The sequence below is a fragment of the Kitasatospora sp. NPDC029367 genome (assembly GCF_055569135.1).
The window spans coordinates 1-19,915 of the sequence record NZ_JBVHYH010000073.1 but is presented as its reverse complement, the minus strand read 5'-3'; the positions used below and the strand labels follow the sequence as shown (position 1 = coordinate 19,915).

The window sequence follows — 19,915 nt, the reverse complement described above, 5'->3', positions numbered from 1 at the left end:
CAATCCGGTCCGGCCCGGGACCGGCTCCCGGGGCGGGTCAGCCGCGGGAGCGGCGGGCCCGGCGGACGGTGCGTTCGCTCTCGACCGGCTCCGCCAGGTGCCCGTCCACCAGCCGGGCCAGGGCCGCGACGAAGACCTCCTGCTCGGGCTGCGGCAGCGCCTCCAGCAGCTCCCGGTGGACCCGGTCGGCGATCGCGGTGCCCCGCTCGACGGCGCGCTCGCCCGCCTCGGTCACCGAGATGATCCGGGCCCGCCGGTCGGTGGCGGACGGGCGGCGCTCGGCCAGGCCCGCCTTCTCCAGCTCGTCGACGGTGACCACCATGGTGGTCTTGTCCAGGTCCGCGAGCTCGGCCAGCTGGATCTGGGTGCGCTCGGCCTGCTGCGCGTGGAACAGCACGCAGTACGCGCGCGGGGTGATCCCGAGCTCGGTGAAGGCGGCCGCCATCCGGGTGGCCAGCACGTGGCTCGCGTGGTCCAGCAGGCCCGAGATGTCGCGGATCCGGCGCACGGGCGGGGTCGTCGTCATACGTCCGAGATTAGCAACGGCCCGTCTGCTGCCGGATGATCCCGTAGCCAACCAACGCTGGGCTTACGGGATACCCAACTCGAACAGCGCATAGCCCGCGTACCAGCCCGCCGCGATGGCCGGCATCGCGAACAGCCCGATCAGCGAGGAGGTCCGCACCTTGCGCAGCGCCACCGCCAGGCCGATGAACAGCGGGAAGGCCGGCAGCAGGTAGCGGGAGATGTTGCCGAAGATCTGGTTGCTGCTCAGCGCGGTGAAGACGGTCAGCGCGGTGAAGACCCACAGCACCAGCGGCGGCCGGGCCCGCGCCAGCAGCACCAGCAGGCCGGGCAGGGCGATCAGCAGGGCGATCGCGATCAGGTCCGGCACCGGATTGGACTGCCAGAAGTCCCAGTGGCCGGTGATCACGTCCATCACCGTGCGCACCGTGGAGGCGCCGAAGTCGAAGTAGCGGTTCCAGGCGCCGCGCTGGAGCTTGAAGTAGCCACCCCAGTCGCCCATCCGCCAGCCCACCCAGGCGACGAAGCCGAACAGGCCCCACGGGGTGATCAGCATCGCGGTCAGCGGGCGGGCCACCCCGTCGGTGCGGCGCACCAGGGCGACCAGCGCGGCGATCGACACCGCGGCGATCAGCGCGGCCGCGGTCGGCCGGTTCAGGCCCGCGACCAGGGCCAGCAGCCCGGCCGCGATCCAGCGGCGGGTCATCACGCAGTAGCAGGCCCAGGCCGACAGCGCGACGAACAGCGAGTCCGAGTAGACCGCCCACTCCACGCCCGAGCCCGGGAACAGGCCCCAGATCACCGCGGCGATCACACCCGCCCGGAAGCCCCCGAGCCGCTCCGCGATCGCGAAGATCCCGGCCGCGGCGACCAGCGAGGCGAGCACCGAGACCGCTATCCCGGAGCCGTACGGACCGAGGCCGGTGACCGCGCCGACCAGCCGCATCAGCCACGGGTAGAGCGGGAAGAAGGCGGCGGAGTTCTCGTAGTAGGTGGCCAGCGGGAACCCGTGCAGCTCGATCAGCTGCGGGTCGTAGCCGTTCTCGGCGATCCGCTGGTACCAGATGCCGTCCCAGGTGCCCAGCACGTCCCAGGCGTGGGCGCCGCCACCCCGGCCGGGCTGCTTCTTCAGGTAGTCGCCGGTGTGCTCCAGCAGCATCAGGAAGACGGTCAGGCCGATCGCCTTGACCACCGCGTACGCGCCCAGCGCGGGCGCGAAGCGGTCCACCAGCGCCATGAACCGCCCGGGCGCGCGGCCCGTCCGCTCCTCGACCGGCTCCCCCGGCCCGGCCACCGGCTCGGCGCTGGACGGTTCGGTGCTGGACGACTCGGTGCTCGATGCCGTGCTCATCTGCTCTGGGTACTCCCCGCCCCGCTCATGGTGCGCGCGGCTCCGGCGCAACGACGTTCCGGAGAGCCTACGGCACGCCCCCACGCCCCGCCCCGCCCCCGCCCGGCCCGGAAAACCCGTGGCGCCCGGCCGTCGCCGCCCGGTTGGGGGCGGCGACGGCCTGAGGTCAGGGTGGGCGAGGGCCTGGGCTCAGCTGTGGAGGTAGACGATGCCGAGCTTGGTGAGCTGCCAGAGCTGGGCGGGGGCGCCGGTGTCGGTGGCGAGTTCGACGTAGGGGTTGCCCTTGGCGTCGAGGGTGGTGCCGGCCGCCAGGACCTTGGTCGGGTCCGCCGAGTCGGCGATCTTGTAGTTGCCGTTGCCGGCCGGCGTGAACACCCAGTGCTGGTTGGCGCCGCCGTTGCAGCCCCACTGCTGGATCCGGGTGCCTGGCGCGGTGGAGGCCGCGTTGGCGTCCAGGCACATGCCGCGGTTGCCGCTGAAGTCCAGCTCGTAGCTGCCGCCGGCCTTCGCCTCCAGGACGAAGGACTGGTTCAGCCCGCCGGTCGCCGGGTAGCTGATGGCGGCCCGGCCGTTGGTGGAGTCGCCGTAGCTGCCGCCGCCGCTGAGGTCGAGGGCGTTGCCGGTGGCCGCGTTGGTGAGCTGGTACCAGGAGCCGTCCTCGGGGGTGTCGCCGAAGGGCTTGCCGGGGGTGAGCGGCTGGATCGAGGTGGTGTTCTGCTGGTTGAGCGTGCAGTACGCCTCCGCCTGGTCGGGCCGGGCGAAGAACTGGCCGAGGCAGACGCCCTCACCGCGGTAGCCGGCCACCCTCAGGTGGTACGACTGGCGGACCATGTTCATGCACAGCCCGGGGATGCCGATCTGCGAGTCACAGCCGTTGCGGGTCCACTCGGAGAGGTTGATGACGTCCCCGTTGCTGTACTCGTACGGCGAACTCGTCCACTCCGCGCACACCTCGTGCCCGAAGGCGACCCTCCGCTGGTCCAAGTACCGTACGCCGGGCACCTGTTCGGCCGCGCCGCGGAGCGCGTCGCTGAACGTGGGGACCACCCAGTCGTGGCCCCAGGCGAGGTCCTCGGGGAAGGCCGGGCAGCCGTCGGCGATCTTGCCGAGGTAGTCGTTGCGCCGGATGTCCGGGGTGATCGGGTTGAAGTACGACTGGTAGACCAGCTGGTACGAGGAGTCGGCGTAGCCGGCCCGGCGCATGGTCTGCCGGATGTTCTGCAGCGCCGCGACCACCTTGGGCTGGACCGCCTTGGCCCGGCGGCGGATCTCGTCGCTGCCGATGGTGTCCCGGCAGCCCTGGTCCTTGGGGATCGGGAAGTACTGCGCGAGGCAGTGCATCATGATGCCGCTGAAGTCGAAGTCGTCGTTGGCGCCGATGGTGACGACGACCATCTTGACGTCGTACTTGGCCGCTGTGTCGGCGAGTTTGACGTCCTGTTTGGGCTCGCCGTAGTCGCCGCTGCCGCCACCGGTGATCTTGGCCAGTTCGGGGTCGCTGACCAGGTCGCCGGTCTGGGCGCCGGAGCAGGCCAGGTCGATCGGGGTGACCCCGGGGATGTCGGTGACGAAGATCTCCGACTTGGGGTGCCGGTGGCAGTAGTTGGTGGGGGTGTCGGTCTCCGGGAAGTAGCCGTCGCCGGTGTCGGTGCCGGCGCCCTCCCCGGAGATGGCGCTGTCGCCGAGGGCGACGATGGCGGCCGGGCGGGTGGGAGCCGGGGCGGGGGCCGGGGCGCTGTCGGCGAGCGCGGCGGGGGCGCCGGCCAGGCCGAGGGCGGCGACGAGGACGCCGGTGGCGAGCAGCGCGGCGGACCGGGACGAGCCCGTTCGCGCTCGCCGCGCAGCGGACGTGCGGAACCTGATCACACGCGACTCCTTGCGGGGGTGGGGGCCGCCGGGCCTGGGGTGCCGGGCGGTGCGGGGCAAGAGAGGTGCCGAAAAGGTGAGCAGGTCTCACATTCTAGGTACTGACAAGTAGTGCAACAAGGCTCGTGACAGCACCGGGAACCCGGCCCCGGAACGGCGGCCCCACGGGCGGGCCCGCGCGGACGCGGCAGAACACGAGCGGACGCGCGAAAAGAGCCGCCGTTCCGCGCCCCAGGAGGGAAGCGCGGAACGGCGGCTCTCACCGGCCGAACCGGGGGTGGGTTCAGCCCAGGTTGGCGCAGTGGTTGCCGAACGCCGGGTTCAGCAGGCCGATCACGTCGACGCTGTTGCCGCACAGGTTGACCGGGATGTGAACCGGAACCTGGATCTGGTTGCCCGAGATGACACCGGGGGAACCGGCGGCAACACCCTCGGCGCCGGAGCTGGCCATGGCGGTGCCGGCGCCGGCGGCCACGATGCCCACCACGGCCGCGCCGACGGCGGCGGTCTTCTTGATGCTCATGTGAGCCTCCTGACTGTTCATACAGAGATGCACGGGGAGTGCGACATCTAGAACGAGACCCGTCCGGACCGGTTGCGAGGGTGCCCGCACTGTCACCCGTCCGGCCCAATCCGGCCGCCGAGCGGCATTCGGGTGATCACCGGACCGGACCGTTTCCCCGCGCGCGTTGCCTCGTTCTCCCTCACGAAGACGATCCATCAGGCCCTGCTCAACGAATCGAGTACCGCCCATGCACAGCTCGCCCACGGCCACGTCGGCACCGCGGCCCACGGCGGGCCGGTCGACGTGGCGGGCCCCCCAGAGCCCGGCGTTCGGCGACACCGCCTGAACGCCTGACCGGGAATTCCTGGTCGCACCTCTGTCCGGACCGTTCCCGGCCGTGCGGGAAATGTTCGCGAGGTGCCGGAAGAACGCGGCGGCTGCGTCGACGCCCGAGCCACGGGCGCAACACGCCGGTGTGCGCCGCCGGAGTGACATTCACGGCAATCCCTGAACCCTTCGGGTGAGTATTCGTGCTCGCCCGTTTCCCGACATTTCCCTTCCGTCGGGGCAGAAATCGGAGGAACAGACATGCGTAACCTCAAGAAGGCCGCCGCCCTGTCGCTGGCCGCCACCGGCCTGGTGCTCGGTGCCGCGGGCGGCGCGTTCGCCAGCTCGGGCGCCGAGGGCGTGGCCGCCGGCTCCCCCGGCGTGCTCTCCGGCAACCAGATCCAGATCCCGGTGCACATCCCGGTCAACGTCTGCGGCAACAGCATCAACGTGATCGGCCTGCTGAACCCGGCGTTCGGCAACTCCTGCGCCAACGTCGGCTGAACCCGCGGTCGCCGACCCGGCGACAGCTGATTCACCCGAGCCCGTGCCGCGCCCCGCAGCGCCGGGGCACGGCACGCTCCACCCGTGTGTGATCGAGGAGATCAACCCCCATGCAGAACGTCAAGAAGGTCGCCGTCCTCTCCGCCGCCGCTGCCGGCCTGGTGCTCGGCGCGGCTGGCTCCGCCGCCGCCAGCTCGGGCGCCGAGGGCGTGGCCGCCGGTTCCCCCGGTGTCGTCTCCGGCAACCAGATCCAGGTCCCGGTGCACGTGCCGATCAACCTGTGCGGCAACACCATCAACGTTGTCGGCCTGCTGAACCCGGCCTTCGGCAACAGCTGCGCCAACGTGGACATGCACCCGAAGCCCGCGGACGACTGCTGATCCCCGATCGGCACGCGTTTCGGCCGTACTGCCCCCCGACCAGCCGGCCGGGGGGCAGTTCGCTTTCTCCGGACGGGACGTCCGGAAGCTCAGGGCCCGTCCCTCGGGTTTCGCCGGGCCGGGCCCCACTCCACCGAAGGGTGAACCGCATGGTTTCGAAGAAGGGCGGGGCCGGGCTGGCCGCCGCCGTGGGCGCCGCGGTGCTGCTCGGCGCCGGTTCTGCGCAGGCCGCTCCCGCCGCGGGGCAGCAGCCCGCCGCCGGCCCGGCCACGCTGGCGAAGACCGACGTCGGGCAGGCACTGAACGGGACGACGGCCGGCCTCGGCTACGGCGTCGCGCCGATCAAGAGCCTGCGCCTGGACCCGTGGGCCAACTCCTCGGCCGACGTGCTCAACAACGGTGCGACCGTCCAGCCGGACCAGGGCCTGGCCCCGGTGGGCACCGGCACGCTGACCGGACCGCTGAGCGCGGGCGGCGGGGTCCAGGACCTCCCACTGGTCGGCGGGCTCTCCGGCGTCCTGCCGGGCTGACCGCGGACGCGCCGGAGCCCGGCACCCCTGGCCACCAGGAGGGGTGCCGGGCTCCGGCGCGTCGGGCGGGAGCTCGGAGCCCTGCTCAGCGCTGGGCTCGGAGCCGGGCTCGGGACCGGGCTCAGAGCTGGGTGAGGTCGGCCAGGCCGCTCTGCTGGACGAGGCCGGTGGCGGTCGAGGTCGCCGTGCCGGTCGCGTCGGTCTGCCGCAGGACGCCGGTGGCGGTGGCCGTGGTGGTGTTGGCCAGGTCGTTCACCTCGTCGGTGACGGAGAGCCGGCGCTCGTCGCCGCCCAGGCTCGCGGTGGCCCCGGGGACGGTCTGCACGGCGCCGGGCACCAGCCGCGGGTCCACCTCGTCCACCCGGATCCGGCCGTCGGCCAGCTGGCCGGTGCCGTCGTGCACCAGGGAGAGCGGCTTGCCCACGTCCAGGCCGGGGGTCCTGGCCTGGAGCGGCGCGGCCGGGGCCTCCAGCAGCACCTGGCCGAGGTCGGCGCCCTGGTCGACCAGCGGCAGCGGCAGCTGGGCCTTGGCGCTCGGGCCCACCTTGCCGGTGGCCAGCTGGGGCACCAGGTGGTCCGGGAGCAGCCCGTTGTCGGTGGTCCGGCCGGCCACCGGCGGCATGACCAGCGAGGTGGGAATGCCGGCCGTGACGTGGCTGCCCAGCGGGGTGAGCGGCACGTCCGCCGGGACCTGCTGGGTGGCCAGCTTGTCCTCCAGGGCTCCGACCTGGTCGGGGCTTACCGGGGCGGCGGAGGCCGCTCCCTGGGAGGCGAGCACGCCCGCACCGACCGCCAGCAGCATGGCGCCGGCCCGCTTGGAGAACTTCATGCTTTTCACCGTTCCTTCGAGGAGGGCTGCGGGGCCGCAGCCGGAAAGCAATCTGCGCAACGAGTGACCAGGAGTTCGGATTGCGGGCGTTAGCCGATTCGGCCTAATAATCCGACCGGAAACCACCCCCGGACGCGCCTCCCGGACTCTTTTCAAAAATCCCCGTAACCTTCCGTGCCGTCATTCTTTGATCTGGACGTCAGTGACTGCAGACCGGGTCTGAGCGTTCGACGCGTTGCTACGCACGGAAACCGAAAGCATTTCAGAGAGGGATCGCCCCATGATCCAGAAGTCCTTCGCCGCCGCCGGCCTGGCCGTCGCCGCGCTCGCCGGTGCCGCCGCTCCCGCTTCGGCCATCGGTGACGCGGACGGCGCGGCCGCCTCCATCGAGGGCAACGGCGGCACCAACTTCACCGGGACGGTCGGGAACAACAGCCCGAACTTCCACTTCCTGGACAACGCGAACATCTGCCTCCCCGAGGTCCACAACATCGCCGTCGGTGTTCTCGGTGTGGCCGTCCCGGTCGAGGTCCCGATCGCCAACAGCGGTGGCAAGCAGTACTGCACCCAGGGCCAGGGCACCCAGAGCCACGGCGACGCGGGCGTGTCCCACCTGGTCGGCTGACGCTCCCCCAGCCCACCTCCGCACCACCCCCCCTGAACCACCCTCGAATCGCTCCCCGATTCACCCTTGAGAGGAAAACCGGAAATGATCAAGAAGTCCCTCGCCGCCGCCGGCCTGGCCGCCGCCGCCATCGCGATGTCCGCCGGCTCGGCTTCCGCCATCGTCGACTCGGACGGCGCCGCCACCTCCGTCCAGGGCAACGGCGGCACCAACCAGACCGGCACCCACGGCAACGGCAGCCCGAACTTCCACACCCTGGACAACGCGAACGTCTGCCTGCCGGAGGTCCACAACATCGCCGTCGCCGTCATCGGCGTCGCGGTTCCGGTCGAGGTGCCCGTCCTGAACAGCACCCCGAAGCAGATCTGCAACGTCGGCCAGAACACCCAGTCCTCGGGCGACGCGGGTGTCTCGCACCTGATCGGCTGATCAAGGGGCACGGCACGGCGGAGGGCCCGGGGAGGAAGAGCTCCCCGGGCCCTCCGGGCTTCATCGACAAGAGTCGCAGCACCAGTCAGAGGACGGGCGCCCGCGGGGGCGCCCCCACAGAGAGGGCAGATCCATGAAGAGCACGCTGGCCAAGGCCGCCCTGACCGCCACCGCCGCGCTCGCGCTCGCCGGTGCCGCCACCCCGGCGTTCGCCCACGTCGGCCTGGTGGGCGGCGGCGGCATCGTCGCCTCCGGTGACCACCCGTTCGTGGCCGGTGGGGGCTTCGGCGTCGGCCACACCAGCAACGTCGTCGCCGGCGGCTTCGTCGGCGGTGCCGCCACCGCGACCGACCTGGTCGGCGGCGGCGAGGGCTTCGCGCACATCAACGGCTGGAAGTAGTGACGAGGAAGGCCGGGCCGCTCCCCGCGGGGGAACGGCCCGGCCTTCCGCCGTACGGGCTCAGCCCTGCTTGAGCATCGCGGCGGCCTCGACCGCCCAGTAGGTGAGGATCTGCTCGGCACCGGCCCGGCGCAGCGAGGTCAGCGTCTCCATGATCATCCGCTCCCGGTCGATCCAGCCGTTCGCGGCGGCCGCCTCGACCATCGCGTACTCGCCGGACACCTGGTACGCGGAGACCGGCACCGGGGAGGCGTCGGCGACCTGGCGCAGGATGTCCAGGTAGGCCATGGCCGGCTTGACCATCACCATGTCCGCGCCCTCGGCGAGGTCCAACTCCAGCTCGCGCAGCGCCTCGCGGGCGTTGGCCGGGTCCTGCTGGTAGGCCTTGCGGTCACCCTTGAGCGAGGAGCCGACCGCCTCGCGGAACGGGCCGTAGAAGGCCGAGGCGTACTTGGCGGTATAGGCGAGGATGCCGGTGTCGTGGTGCCCGGCCTCGTCCAACGCCCGCCGGACCACGGCGATCTGACCGTCCATCATGCCGGACGGGCCGACCAGGTGGACGCCAGCGTCGGCCTGCACCCGGGCCATCTCGGCGTAGCGCTCCAGGGTGGCGTCGTTGTCCACGCTGCCGTCGGCGGCCAGCACGCCGCAGTGGCCGTGGTCGGTGTACTCGTCCAGGCAGAGGTCCGACATGACCACCAGGGAGTCGCCGACCTCGGCGACCACGTCCCGGATCGCCTGCTGGAGGATGCCGTCCGGGTTGGTGCCCTCGCTGCCGGTCGCGTCCTGCACGAGCGGGACGCCGAACAGCATGACGCCGCCCAGCCCGGCCTCGGCCGCCTCGACGACGGCCTTGCGCAGGGTGTCGCGGGTGTGCTGGACCACGCCCGGCATCGAGGTGACCGGGACGGGCTCGCTGACGCCCTCGCGGACGAACAGCGGCAGGATCAGCTCCGCCGGGTGCAGCCGGGTCTCGGCGACCAGCCGGCGCATCGCCGGGCTCTGCCGCAGTCGACGGGGGCGAACGTACGGGAATTCAGCGGACACGGCTTCTCTCTCCGAACGGTTGTGCAGTGCCGGGGGCGACCAACCACCGCCCCCAGCAGCATGGTTGAGGGCTCAGCGGGCCTTGCGGCGGGATCCCGGACGGCGCTCGCTGGGCCGGTAGACCGGCTCGCCCGCGGCCGTCGCGGTGTCCCGGCGCTTGGCCCCGAAGTCTGCCAGCGCCTGGGCCAGCGCGGCCGCCGACGGCGCCGGGGCCATCACGTCGACCCGCAGGCCGTGCTCCTCGGCGGTCTTGGCGGTGGCCGGGCCGATGCAGGCGATGACCGTGACGTTGTGCGGCTTGCCGGCGATGCCGACCAGGTTCCGCACGGTCGAGGACGAGGTGAACAGCACCGCGTCGAAACCGCCGCCCTTGATCGCCTCGCGGGTCTCGGCCGGCGGCGGCGAGGCGCGCACCGTCCGGTACGCCGTCACGTCGTCGACCTCCCAGCCGAGCTCGACCAGGCCGGCGACCAGGGTCTCGGTGGCGATGTCGGCGCGCGGCAGCAGCACCCGGTCGATCGGGTCGAAGACCGGGTCGTACGGCGGCCAGTCCTCCAGCAGCCCGGCCGCGGACTGCTCCCCGGAGGGCACCAGGTCCGGCTTCACGCCGAAGTCCACCAGGGCCTGGGCGGTGGTCTCGCCGACCGCCGCGACCTTGATCCCGGCGAACGCCCGGGCGTCCAGGCCGTACTCCTCGAACTTCTCCCGGACGGCGCGGACGGCGTTCACCGAGGTGAAGGCGATCCACTCGTAGCGTCCGGTGACCAGGCCCTTGATGGCCCGCTCCATCTGCTGCGGGGTGCGCGGCGGCTCGACCGCGATGGTCGGCACCTCCTGCGGCACCGCGCCGTACGAGCGCAGCTGCTCGGACAGGCCGTGGGCCTGCTCCTTGGTGCGCGGCACCAGGACGTTCCAGCCGAACAGCGGCTTGGTCTCGAACCAGGAGTGCGAGGCCCGGTGGGCGACCTGCTCGCCCACCACGGCTATCACCGAGGTCGCCGGGTCCACCGGGGCGGAGACCGGCGAGGGCAGCACCCGGGCGACCTTGAGGTCGGCCGCGATGGTGGCCAGCGTGGAGGTGAAGGTCCGCTGGCGGGTGGTGGTGCCGGACAGCGTGGCGCTCAGCGCCGAGTCCGGCTTGCGACCGTTGGAGACCAGCGCGCTCGCGGTGGCCGGCAGCTGGCCCAGGGTGGTGCGGACCACCAGGGTGGTCTCCGGCGCGCCCAGGTCGACCGGGGCGCCGGACAGCAGCTGGCCGCCGTCCACGAACCGGACGTCGGTGCCGGCCGCGCCGCGCAGCGGGACGCCCGCGTAGGCCGGGACGCCGACCGACTGGGCGACGCCCGGGATCACCTCGAAGGGGATCCCGTCGCCCGCGCAGCTGAGCATCTCCTCGGCGGCGCAGCCGTCCAGGCCCGGGTCGCCGTCGACGGTGCGGACCACGTGCTTGCCGGCCCGGACGGCCTCCGCGACCAGCTTGGCCAGGTCGAAGTCGGCGCCCTCGGCGGCCGGGGCGTGCACCTGCACGCCGGCCGGACAGTGGGTGCGCACGGCGGCCGCGGTCAGCGGGTCGGCGACCAGGACGTCGGCCGAGGACAGCACCTCGACCGCGCGCAGGGTCAGCAGCCCCGGGTCCCCGGGACCGGCTCCCAGGAAGGTGCACCGTCCGGTGGGCCGGCCGGCCGGGAAGAGGGCGTCGGTGGCGGCGGTGGGGCTCATCGGGCTCGCTCCCCCATCAGGGTGGCCGCGCCCGCGTCGAGCAGCCGGGCGGCCAGGGCGTGGCCGAGGGCCCGCGCCTGCTGCTCGGCGGTCTCGTCGAGGACGATCGGACCGTTGGCGGACATCTTCAGCAGGGCGGTGCCGTCGGGATCGCCGACCACGCCGTCCAGCCGCAGTTCGTACTCCCGGCCCCAGGTGGCCAGTGCGGCCACCGGAGCCGAGCAGCCGGCCTCCAGGGTGGCCAGCAGGGCGCGCTCGGCGGCCACGGCGACCCTGGTGGGGGCGTGGTCCAGCGCGGCGAGCGCGGCGGTCAGCTCCGTGTCGGCGGCGGCGCACTCGATCGCGAGCGCGCCCTGGCCGGGGGCCGGGATCATCAGCTCGGGGTCGAGGTGCTGGGAGATCTCGGCGCTGCGGCCGAGCCGGTTGAGGCCGGCCGTGGCCAGCACCACGGCGTCCAGCTCGCCGGCGGTCACGTAACCGATCCGGGTGTCCACGTTGCCGCGGATCGGGACGGTCTCCAGCTGGGCGCCGCGGGCCCGGGCCCAGGCGTTCAGCTGGGCCATCCGGCGCGGCGAGCCGGTGCCGATCCGGGCCGGGCGGCCGGCTCCGGCCAGCTTCTCCACCAGCTCGTCCAGGGCCAGGCCCTCGGCCGCGACCAGGGCGTCCCGGACGTCCTCGCGGGCGGGGACGGCGGCCAGCGCCAGGCCCTCGGGCGCGGCGGTGGGCAGGTCCTTGAGCGAGTGCACGGCGAAGTCGATCCGGCCCTCCAGCAGGGCGTCCCGCAGTGCGGAGACGAACACGCCGGTGCCGCCGATCTGGGCGAGCGCCTCCCGCGAGGTGTCGCCGTAGGTGGTGATCTCGACCAGCTCGACGGGGCGGCCGGTGAGCCTGGTCACCTCGCGGGCGACCATGCCCGACTGGGCCATGGCGAGCGGGCTGCGCCGGGTGCCGAGCCGCAGGGCGGCGTCCGGAGCCTGCTCGGTGAGCGGTTGACCATTCATGAGGTGATCGTCCCGGTGGTACTCGTGGGATGGCTGACGGTTCATCTGGTGCCCCCGGCCGAAGGCTGGGAACGGCCGCCGACGGGCGTACCCGAAACGGCGTGCACGGCCGCCGGGTCGAGGTCGAACAGCTCGCGCAGGGCGTCCGCGTAGGACGCGCCGCCGGGCTCGGCGGCCAGCTGCTTCACCCGGACGGTCGGGGCGTGCAGCAGCTTGTCGACGACGCGGCGGACGGTCTGGGTGATCTCGGCGCGGGAGCGCTCGTCCAGGTCGGGCAGCCGGGAGTCCAGCCGGCCCAGCTCGGCGGCGACCACGTCGGAGGCCATCGCCCGCAGTGCGACCACGGTCGGCGCGATCCGGGCGGCCCGCTGGGCGGCGCCGAAGGCCGTCACCTCGTCGGAGACGATCCGGGTGACCTCGTCGACGTCGCCGGCGCCGGGGCTGGCGGCGTGCGCGTGGGAGAGGCTCTCCAGGTCGACCAGCAGGGCGCCGTCCAGCTCGTGCACGGCGTGGTCGACGTCGCGCGGCATGGCGAGGTCGAGCAGCGCCAGCGGCTCGGGAGCGGTGCGCACGGCGACCGCGGCGGCGACGTCCTCGGCCCGGACCACCACGCCGGCCGCGCCGGTGCAGGAGATCACCAAGTCGACGTCGGCCAGCGCCTGCGGCACCTTGTCGAGGTCCACGGTGCGGGCCACGTCCGGGCCGAGGATCTCCACCAGGCGCTCGGCGCGGGCCGGCGTGCGGTTGGCGATCAGCAGGTCGGTGACCCCGGAGCGGACCAGGGTGGCGGCGGCCAGCGAGCTCATCGAGCCGGCCCCGACCACCAGCGCGCGCTTGCCGGCGATCTCGCCCGCGCCCGCGGCGACCTGCTCCAGGCCGAAGGTGACCAGCGACTGCCCGGCCTTGTCGATCCCGGTCTCGCTGTGCGCCCGCTTGCCGACCCGCAGGGCCTGCTGGAACAGCTCGTTCAGGCCGCGCCCGGCGGTGTGCTCCTCCTGGGCCTTGGCCAGCGCGTCGCGCAGCTGGCCGAGGATCTGGCCCTCGCCGACCACCATCGAGTCCAGGCCGCAGGCCACCGAGAACAGGTGGTGGACGGCGCGGTCCTCGTAGTGGACGTACAGGTGGGAGGTCAGCTCCTCCAGGTCCACCCCGCTGTGGTGGGCCAGCAGCAGCGACAGCTCGGCGACGCCGCCGTGGAACTTGTCCACGTCCGCGTACAGCTCGATCCGGTTGCAGGTGTTGAGCAGGGCGGCCTCGGCGACGGTCGAGGACGCGGCCGCGTCGTGCAGCAGCCGGGTCGGGACCTCGCCGGTCAGCGCGGCGCGCTCCAGCACGCCGACCGGTGCCGTCCGGTGGCTCAGTCCGACGACGAGAAGACTCATGCCCGCCCCCCACAGCTCTCGGTGTTCACGCCGGCATCACCGCGGACAGCTCGCCCTCGCCGCCCTTGGCGGGCTTGCCCTTGGCCGACGGCTCGGCCGGCTCCTTGGCCGCCGGCTCGGTGCCGGTGCGGCCCTTGCCGCTGCCGCCGGCCGCCCGGCGCAGCTTGGCCGCGGCCGCGCGGACCGGGCCGGGGGCACGGTCCAGCACCGACTCGGTCCGGTCGGGCTCCTCGCCGGCCTTGCGCTGCTCGTGGAAGGCGAGGATCTGCAGCTCGATGGAGAGGTCCACCTTGCGCACGTCCACGCCGTCCGGGACGGTCAGCACGGTCGGGGCGAAGTTCAGGATGCTGGTGACGCCCGCCTCGACCAGTCGGTCGCAGACCTGCTGGGCGGCGCCGGGCGGGGTGGTGATCACACCGATCGAGACGTGCTGGCTCTCGACGATCGACTCCAGCTCGTCCATGTGGCGCACCGGCAGTCCGGCCGCGGTGGAACCGACCACGTTCGGGTCGGCGTCCAACAGGGCGGCGACCCGGAAGCCGCGGGAGGCGAACCCGCCGTAGTTGGCGAGGGCGTGGCCGAGGTTCCCGATGCCGACGATGACGACCGGCCAGTCCTGGGTCAGGCCCAGCTCGCGGGAGATCTGGTAGACGAGGTACTCGACGTCGTAGCCGACGCCCCGGGTGCCGTAGGAGCCGAGGTAGGAGAAGTCCTTGCGCAGCTTGGCCGAGTTCACGCCGGCCGCGGCGGCCAGTTCCTCCGAGGAGACGGTCGGCACCGAGCGCTCGGAGAGCGCGGTGAGGGCCCGCAGGTAGAGGGGGAGGCGGGCGACGGTCGCCTCCGGGATGCCCCGGGCACGCGCGGGTCGGCGCGCGGCGCCCTGGTCGGGCGTCTGCGAACTGCTCTGTGGTGATCGGCCGATTGCCACGGTGCTCCTGTGGGTGAAGCTGGGCTTTGGCAGCCAGGCTAAGCGTTTGTGAACGTGTGCACAAAGATGGTGTCCGATTTGTCCCGGCACAGTGACACGCATCACGCCGATGAGCTCATAGCACCGGCCTGCGTCAGGACCACTTCCGGGGCCTGGGCGCCGGGCAGCCAGGGGCCGTACGGCGCCTCCCGGCGCAGTAGTGGCACGGTACCGCCGGACGGCCGGGAACGGGCCCGGCCCAGCCGCGGCCAGGGCACCCGGGCGGCCTCGCGCAGCGGCCCGGTCCAGTCGTCCGGCGGGCAGGACGGGACGCCCGCGCAGTGCCGCAGCAGTTCCGCCGTCACCCGGGCGTCGCCCAACGCGGTGTGCGCCGGGAACCAGCCCAGCCCGGCCGCCTCCGCGCAGGCCGCCAGGCCCTGACCGCGGGCCTCCGGCAGGTGGGCGCCGGCCAGCCGCATCGTGCACAGCAGGGGGACGGGCGGCAGCGGCACCCCGATCCGGGCGAACTCGCGCTCCAGGAAGGCGTGGTCGCAGCTGACGTGGTGACCGACCAGCACCCGGCCGGCCAGCAGCTCCAGCAGCCGGGGGGCGATCTCCCGGAAGCGGGGCGCACCCTCGACGTCGGCCTGGCGTATCCGGTGTACATGGGTCGGGCCGACCGGGCCCAGCGGGTCCAGCAGGGTGGCGAACTCGCCCTCGGGGCGGAGCCGCTCGTCCAGCAGCACCACCGCGACCTCGACCACCCGGTGCCGCCACGGACTGCGGCCGGTCGCCTCCACGTCCACCACGGCGAAGCCCGGGGCTGCGGGCAGCGCGGGGGTCGGACGGGGAAGCATGGCGGCACTCCTCGTGTGCTCAGCCCCCCACGGGCGCAAACGCGTTCGATCGTAAGCCGACCGAGGCGCCCGGCCCCACGCCGGAACGGAGTGTCTTCGGCAACGATTCGGCGAAGCTCCCCCGCCGGTCGGCGGGGGAGGTGGTGCACGCACGGACCCTTCCTCAGCCGCCCAGGGCCTTGCGCAGGCGCTTCTCGTCGACCCGCCAGAAGTCGTGCTGGCGGCCGTCGACCAGGGTGACCGGGATCTGCTCCCAGTAGCGGCGGTACAGCTCCTCGTCCCGGGTGATGTCCTGCTCCTCGAAGGCCGCACCCAGCTCCGCCGCCACCCGGACGATCACCTCCCGGGCCTCGTCGCACAGGTGGCAGCCGGGCTTGCCGACCAGGGTCACGGTACGGGCCGCCGGCTCGGGGCTCTTGCGTCGCAGCAGTGGGCTCACCTGCTCATTGTCGTCCACCCGCCCGCCCGCCTCCGGGGCGGTGGCCGCCCGGCAGCTGTTCACCGCACGGGCACGGCTCCGTCACGGCCGCTCCCCGCCCGGCTGGCTATGCTCGGTGGCATGGCCGTGCTCCGAAGGCTCACCAAGGCGAGACGCTCCACCACCGAGCGGAGCGCCCTGGCGGGCGAGGCCGCGGCAGCGGCGGCCGAGGCCGCGCTGCGCGCCGAACCGCTGCTCGCCGAACCGCTGCTCGCCCCCGCGACGGACGCCCCGGCGGCCGACGCCCCGGTGGCGCAGGAACCTGGGGCGCAGGAACCCGGGGCGGCCCACGCCACCGCGGGGAGCCAGGCACCCGGCCGGCCGGGGAAGACCCCCAAGGCCCCGGCCGGGAACCACACCCCGGACCGGGACGACCCGCGCGCCGCCGCCTTCTTCGACTGCGACAACACCATCCTGCGCGGCGCCGCGATCTTCTACCTCGGCGTCGGCCTCTACCGCCACGGCTTCCTCACCCGCCGCGACATCGCCCGCTTCGCCTGGCAGCAGGCGCTCTTCCGGCTGCACGGCACCGAGGACCCGGACCACATCTCGGACGCCCGCAACACCGCCCTGGGCCTCGTGGCCGGCAAGCGCACCGCCGACCTGGAGGTGATCTGCGAGGAGGTCTTCGAGCAGGTCGTCGCCGACAAGATCTGGCCGGGCACCCGCGCCCTGGTCCAGATGCACCTGGACGCCGGCCAGCGGGTCTGGCTGGTGACCGCCGCCCCGCTGGAGGTGGCCCGGATCATCGCCCGGCGGCTCGGCATGACCGGCGCGCTGGGGACCGTCGCGGAGGCCCGGGACGGCCACTACACCGGCCGGCTGGTCGGCGACCTGCTGCACGGCCCGGCCAAGGCCGCCGCGGTGAACGCGCTGGCCCGGCGCGAGCGGCTGGACCTGGACCGCTGCGCGGCCTACAGCGACTCGGCCAACGACATCCCGATGCTCTCGCTGGTCGGCCACCCCTACGTGGTGAACCCGGACGGCGCGCTGCGGCGGCACGCCCGGGCGCAGGGGTGGCGGGTGCGCGACTTCCGGACCGGGCGCAAGGCGGCCCGGGTGGGCCTGCCGGCGGCGGCCGCGCTCGGGGTGCTGGCCGGCGCGGCGGCGGCCGGGGTGGCGCTGCGGCGCCGTCGTCGGCGCGGCTGAACTCCGCCCATCCCCTCTCCCGCCCCGGGCCGAACTACGGCTGAACGTCCCGCCGTTCGGCCTCGGACGGCCGCCCACGGAACCGTTTCTGCCCCTCCCCCGTGCGGGTGAGAGGGCGTCAATCAGCGGCCTGACCTGGCCCCTCGTACGGGCGAACTCCCGGCTCCGACACGGCCGTCCGGGCCACCCCGTGCGAACTTGTCACCCGGCGACCGGTTCTGATCGTTCGCCAGGCCGGGAAAGTCAGGGGTTGCGGAGCCCCAAGGCTGGGAAACCGCCCGCAGTACCGCCGAATTGGTCACCCTGGGCGCCCGAACGGTCACGTTGAGCCGGATGAACGCCGACACCTCCGGTCAGTGTCAGCCGAATATGCGCAACAAATGGATCCCAAACGACCACTTCGACCACACGGTGTAGCTGTCATTGCACAAAGCGTTATTCTCTCCTGGATGCACGTCACCCATGCGTCCCGCTCGAACGGATGCCATGGGGAGTGCTCTCCGCGCAGGCGGAGGTGATCCGTCCACAGTTCTGCCTCTGGGAGTCCCGTGTACCCACCCGTCCGGAACGACGCGCCTGCACCCTCCCGCCCGTCGTCCGCGCCCCTGCGCCCCCGCACCGGCCTCCGCGGCCGCCCGGCCGAGCGGCAGATCTCCACCGGCCTGGACCTGCTGCGCACCCTGCTCCGCAGCCAGCTCGCCGCCTCGCCCCAACTCGTGCCCGCCGGCGCGCCGTTCGGCCACCAGCACGGCCCCGGCATCGCGCTGCGCACCACCGCCGCCGGCTCCACCGGCACCGGCTCGCGCGGCCGCACCGGCAGCACCGGCGTCGGCCGCAGCCGTACCCGCACCGCGCCGAGCCCCGGCTACGAGACCGAGCACAACCCGATCATGGAGCTGGTCGAGCGGGCCCAGGCCGGCGAGAGCGAGGCCTTCGGCCGGCTCTACGACCACTACGCGGACACCGTCTACCGCTACATCTACTACCGGGTCGGCAGCCGGGCCACCGCCGAGGACCTCACCAGCGAGACCTTCCTGCGCGCGCTGCGCCGGATCGGCACCTTCACCTGGCAGGGCCGCGACTTCGGCGCCTGGTTGGTCACCATCGCCCGCAACCTGGTCGCCGACCACTTCAAGTCCAGCCGCTTCCGGCTGGAGGTCACCACCGGCGAGATGCTCGACTCCAACGAGTGCGAGCGCAGCCCGGAGGAGTCGGTGCTGGAGTCGCTCTCCAACGCCGCCCTGCTGGACGCGGTGCGCCGGCTCAACCCCCAGCAGCAGGAGTGCGTGACGCTGCGCTTCCTCCAGGGGCTGTCGGTGGCCGAGACGGCGCGGATCATGGGCAAGAACGAGGGCGCGATCAAGACCCTCCAGTACCGCGCCGTGCGCACCCTCGCCCGGCTCCTGCCGCCCGACGCGCGGTGAGGCGGCGGTGACCGAGGGAGCGATAGGGCCCCGGCGGGGCCCAGCCCGGCACCGGTCCGAGGGCCCGTCACCACTGCCACCCGGCCGACACGTCCGGGTGAACGGTCGGTCCGATGATCAGCCGTGCGTAACCGACCGCCCGTACCGCTCGTTGGCCAGCGTGCAAGCCCCCACCAGGCATACGGTCAAGCCGAATTGTGACCTATCACCCGATGGAGTGGCTTTGGCCCGCCGGGGCAACCGTCCGGCAGGCCGGGGTGTCGACAACGACGAAGGGAGGTGTGGCCCGTGACGGCAAACGTGCTGGAGCACCGACGGGCGAAGGCCTTCGCCGAGGCGCTGGAGGCCCACCAGGCGGAGCAACGCCGCGCGGCCACCGCCGAATCGGCCAACACCACTGCCGCCGAGTCCGGTTCGGTGGCGATGGCCGAACTGGTGGGTCTGGCCGACGCGCTGGGGGCACTGCCCGGACCAGCCCTGGACCGGGAGGTCCGGACGGTCCAACGCGCTCAGCTGATGGCCGCGTTCGAGCAGGCCTTCGCGGGCGGGCCGGGCGCCGCGGTGCCCCGCCAGCGCCGCCACCGGGCGATCCGGACGGCGCCGCGCGGCCGGTGGAGCCGCCGCTTCGCGATCGGCGGACTGGTCGCCGGGCTCGCCGTCGGCAGCCTGGCCGGCGCGGCCGCCGCAAGCACCAACGCCCTCCCCGGGGACACGCTGTACGGCATGAAGCGCGGTCTCGAAGGGCTCCGGCTCGACCTCGCGGACTCCGACTCGGAGCGCGGCGAACTGCTGCTCGGCAACGCCGCCACCCGGCTCGGCGAGGCCAACGCCCTGGTCGGGCAGGCCGGATCGACCACCGGGCTCAGCCCCGGCACGGTCGACCGGGTCCGCCGCGCGCTGGACGACATGCACGCCGACGCCCTCAAGGGCCGCGAACTGCTGCGTTCGGTCTACCGCAGCAACGGCTCGCTGGGCCCGATGCGCGCGCTGGCCGGCTTCGCCCACGACGAGGACGGCCGCTGGAGCGAGCTGCAGGGCCGGCTGCCGGTCCAACTCACCGAGCAGGCCCACCTGGTGAACCAGCTCTTCGACGACATAACCGAGGACGTCGCGCCCCTGCGCCTGGCCCAGCCCCCCGCCAAGAGCGGTGGACCGGGCGGCACCGGAGCGGGCGACGACTCCTCCTCGACCGGCTCCCCGGCCGGCACCGGTCCCGACGGCTCCGGCGCCGCACCCGGCTCCGCGCAGCCCCAGGGCGGCACGGGCAGCCGCCCCGGCACCGACCGCGCCCCGGACACCACCGGCAACGGCAGCACGGCCGGCGGCGGGGCCAAGGGCGGCGGACTGCCGAGCACCCTGCCCAGCAGCGCCCCGGACGCCGTCAACGGTCTGGTCGGCGACCTCACCAGCGGGCTCACCGGCAACCGGCCCTCGCCGAGCGCCGACGCGGCCCCGCCGAAGGCGCCCCAGCCGCCGTCCGGTGCGCCCAGCACGCCGAGCGGCGCCCAGCAGGGCGTGGACGTGCCTCCGCTGATCCCCGGCCTGCTGCCCGGGCTGCGGATCCTCGGCGGGAGCTGAGCGACGCGGGGGGGGGGGGGGGGGGGGGGGGGGGGGGGGGGGGGGGCGGGAGGGGGGGGGGGGGGGGGGGGGGGGGGGGGGGGGGGGGGGGGGGGGGGGGGG

At 73.6% G+C, this 19,915-nt stretch carries 21 protein-coding genes; 9 read left to right on the top strand and 12 right to left on the bottom strand.

The features are described 5' to 3' along the window. Positions 1-37 precede the first annotated feature (37 nt). The 4 genes from ACZ4W5_RS30330 to ACZ4W5_RS30315 form a co-directional block, all read right to left on the bottom strand. Positions 38-526: a MarR family winged helix-turn-helix transcriptional regulator gene (locus tag ACZ4W5_RS30330; RefSeq protein ID WP_360225926.1), complete on the bottom strand. Its 489-nt coding sequence runs from the start codon at positions 524-526 to the stop codon at positions 38-40. Between the two features lie 63 nt (positions 527-589). Continuing rightward, positions 590-1,876 carry a hypothetical protein gene (locus tag ACZ4W5_RS30325; protein ID WP_465658112.1) on the bottom strand — a complete coding sequence of 429 codons (1,287 nt, stop codon included), beginning with the start codon at positions 1,874-1,876 and terminating at the stop codon, positions 590-592. 189 nt (positions 1,877-2,065) lie between these two features. Next, on the bottom strand, positions 2,066-3,742 hold the full coding sequence (locus ACZ4W5_RS30320) for an RICIN domain-containing protein (RefSeq protein ID WP_465658110.1): 1,677 nt from the start codon (positions 3,740-3,742) through the stop codon (positions 2,066-2,068). Positions 3,743-4,025: 283 nt separating this feature from the next. Further along, positions 4,026-4,265, bottom strand: coding sequence for a chaplin (locus ACZ4W5_RS30315; RefSeq protein WP_360225917.1), 240 nt, complete (start codon positions 4,263-4,265; stop codon positions 4,026-4,028). A gap of 570 nt (positions 4,266-4,835) precedes the next feature. Here ACZ4W5_RS30315 and ACZ4W5_RS30310 point away from each other — a divergent pair. From ACZ4W5_RS30310 to ACZ4W5_RS30300, 3 genes are all read left to right on the top strand, one after another. After that, positions 4,836-5,078: a chaplin gene (locus tag ACZ4W5_RS30310; RefSeq protein ID WP_360225914.1), complete on the top strand. Its 243-nt coding sequence runs from the start codon at positions 4,836-4,838 to the stop codon at positions 5,076-5,078. A 110-nt stretch (positions 5,079-5,188) separates the two neighbouring features. Then, positions 5,189-5,458: a chaplin gene (locus tag ACZ4W5_RS30305; protein WP_465658108.1), complete on the top strand. Its 270-nt coding sequence runs from the start codon at positions 5,189-5,191 to the stop codon at positions 5,456-5,458. Positions 5,459-5,607: 149 nt separating this feature from the next. Next, positions 5,608-5,988 carry a hypothetical protein gene (locus ACZ4W5_RS30300; RefSeq protein ID WP_465658107.1) on the top strand — a complete coding sequence of 127 codons (381 nt, stop codon included), beginning with the start codon at positions 5,608-5,610 and terminating at the stop codon, positions 5,986-5,988. A 121-nt stretch (positions 5,989-6,109) separates the two neighbouring features. On the opposite strand, the gene ACZ4W5_RS30295 is transcribed toward ACZ4W5_RS30300, so the two are convergent. Next, on the bottom strand, positions 6,110-6,817 hold the full coding sequence (locus ACZ4W5_RS30295) for a hypothetical protein (protein ID WP_360225905.1): 708 nt from the start codon (positions 6,815-6,817) through the stop codon (positions 6,110-6,112). Between the two features lie 280 nt (positions 6,818-7,097). Here ACZ4W5_RS30295 and ACZ4W5_RS30290 point away from each other — a divergent pair, with 280 nt between their 5' ends. The 3 genes from ACZ4W5_RS30290 to ACZ4W5_RS30280 all read left to right on the top strand — a co-directional run bounded on the left by ACZ4W5_RS30290 (position 7,098) and on the right by ACZ4W5_RS30280 (position 8,271). After that, the gene (locus ACZ4W5_RS30290) at positions 7,098-7,442 is read left to right on the top strand and encodes a rodlet layer protein (protein ID WP_360225902.1); all 345 of its coding nucleotides are present in this window, start codon (positions 7,098-7,100) and stop codon (positions 7,440-7,442) included. 84 nt (positions 7,443-7,526) lie between these two features. Next, complete coding sequence (locus ACZ4W5_RS30285) at positions 7,527-7,871, top strand: rodlet layer protein (protein WP_329929037.1); 345 nt, start codon at positions 7,527-7,529, stop codon at positions 7,869-7,871. Between the two features lie 133 nt (positions 7,872-8,004). Next, positions 8,005-8,271 (top strand): hypothetical protein, encoded by a 267-nt coding sequence (locus ACZ4W5_RS30280; RefSeq protein ID WP_465658105.1) that lies wholly within the window; start codon positions 8,005-8,007, stop codon positions 8,269-8,271. A gap of 60 nt (positions 8,272-8,331) precedes the next feature. Here ACZ4W5_RS30280 and hemB read toward each other — a convergent pair whose 3' ends face one another. The 7 genes from hemB to ACZ4W5_RS30245 form a co-directional block, all read right to left on the bottom strand. Beyond that, on the bottom strand, positions 8,332-9,318 hold the full coding sequence (gene hemB, locus ACZ4W5_RS30275) for a porphobilinogen synthase (RefSeq protein WP_465658103.1): 987 nt from the start codon (positions 9,316-9,318) through the stop codon (positions 8,332-8,334). 72 nt (positions 9,319-9,390) lie between these two features. Further along, the gene (locus tag ACZ4W5_RS30270) at positions 9,391-11,037 is read right to left on the bottom strand and encodes a bifunctional uroporphyrinogen-III C-methyltransferase/uroporphyrinogen-III synthase (RefSeq protein WP_360225893.1); all 1,647 of its coding nucleotides are present in this window, start codon (positions 11,035-11,037) and stop codon (positions 9,391-9,393) included. Beyond that, positions 11,034-12,038, bottom strand: coding sequence for a hydroxymethylbilane synthase (gene hemC / locus ACZ4W5_RS30265; protein WP_360225890.1), 1,005 nt, complete (start codon positions 12,036-12,038; stop codon positions 11,034-11,036). The genes ACZ4W5_RS30270 and hemC overlap by 4 nt, the downstream gene beginning before the upstream one ends. A gap of 41 nt (positions 12,039-12,079) precedes the next feature. Continuing rightward, positions 12,080-13,420, bottom strand: a complete 1,341-nt coding sequence (locus ACZ4W5_RS30260; protein WP_465658101.1) for a glutamyl-tRNA reductase — start codon at positions 13,418-13,420, stop codon at positions 12,080-12,082. Positions 13,421-13,445: 25 nt separating this feature from the next. Next, positions 13,446-14,342, bottom strand: coding sequence for a redox-sensing transcriptional repressor Rex (locus ACZ4W5_RS30255; protein ID WP_360227631.1), 897 nt, complete (start codon positions 14,340-14,342; stop codon positions 13,446-13,448). A gap of 107 nt (positions 14,343-14,449) precedes the next feature. After that, complete coding sequence (locus ACZ4W5_RS30250) at positions 14,450-15,184, bottom strand: 3'-5' exonuclease (RefSeq protein WP_465658099.1); 735 nt, start codon at positions 15,182-15,184, stop codon at positions 14,450-14,452. Between the two features lie 163 nt (positions 15,185-15,347). Continuing rightward, entirely contained in the window at positions 15,348-15,623 is a 276-nt protein-coding gene (locus ACZ4W5_RS30245; protein ID WP_360225881.1) for a glutaredoxin family protein, read from the bottom strand. A 120-nt stretch (positions 15,624-15,743) separates the two neighbouring features. Here ACZ4W5_RS30245 and ACZ4W5_RS30240 point away from each other — a divergent pair, with 120 nt between their 5' ends. The 3 genes from ACZ4W5_RS30240 (at position 15,744) to ACZ4W5_RS30230 (ending at position 19,813) form a co-directional block, all read left to right on the top strand. Continuing rightward, complete coding sequence (locus ACZ4W5_RS30240) at positions 15,744-16,811, top strand: HAD family hydrolase (RefSeq protein WP_465658097.1); 1,068 nt, start codon at positions 15,744-15,746, stop codon at positions 16,809-16,811. A 605-nt stretch (positions 16,812-17,416) separates the two neighbouring features. Next, positions 17,417-18,235, top strand: coding sequence for an ECF subfamily RNA polymerase sigma factor, BldN family (locus ACZ4W5_RS30235; protein WP_402482440.1), 819 nt, complete (start codon positions 17,417-17,419; stop codon positions 18,233-18,235). A 288-nt stretch (positions 18,236-18,523) separates the two neighbouring features. Further along, positions 18,524-19,813 (top strand): DUF5667 domain-containing protein, encoded by a 1,290-nt coding sequence (locus ACZ4W5_RS30230; protein WP_465658095.1) that lies wholly within the window; start codon positions 18,524-18,526, stop codon positions 19,811-19,813. Positions 19,814-19,915: the final 102 nt, after the last annotated feature.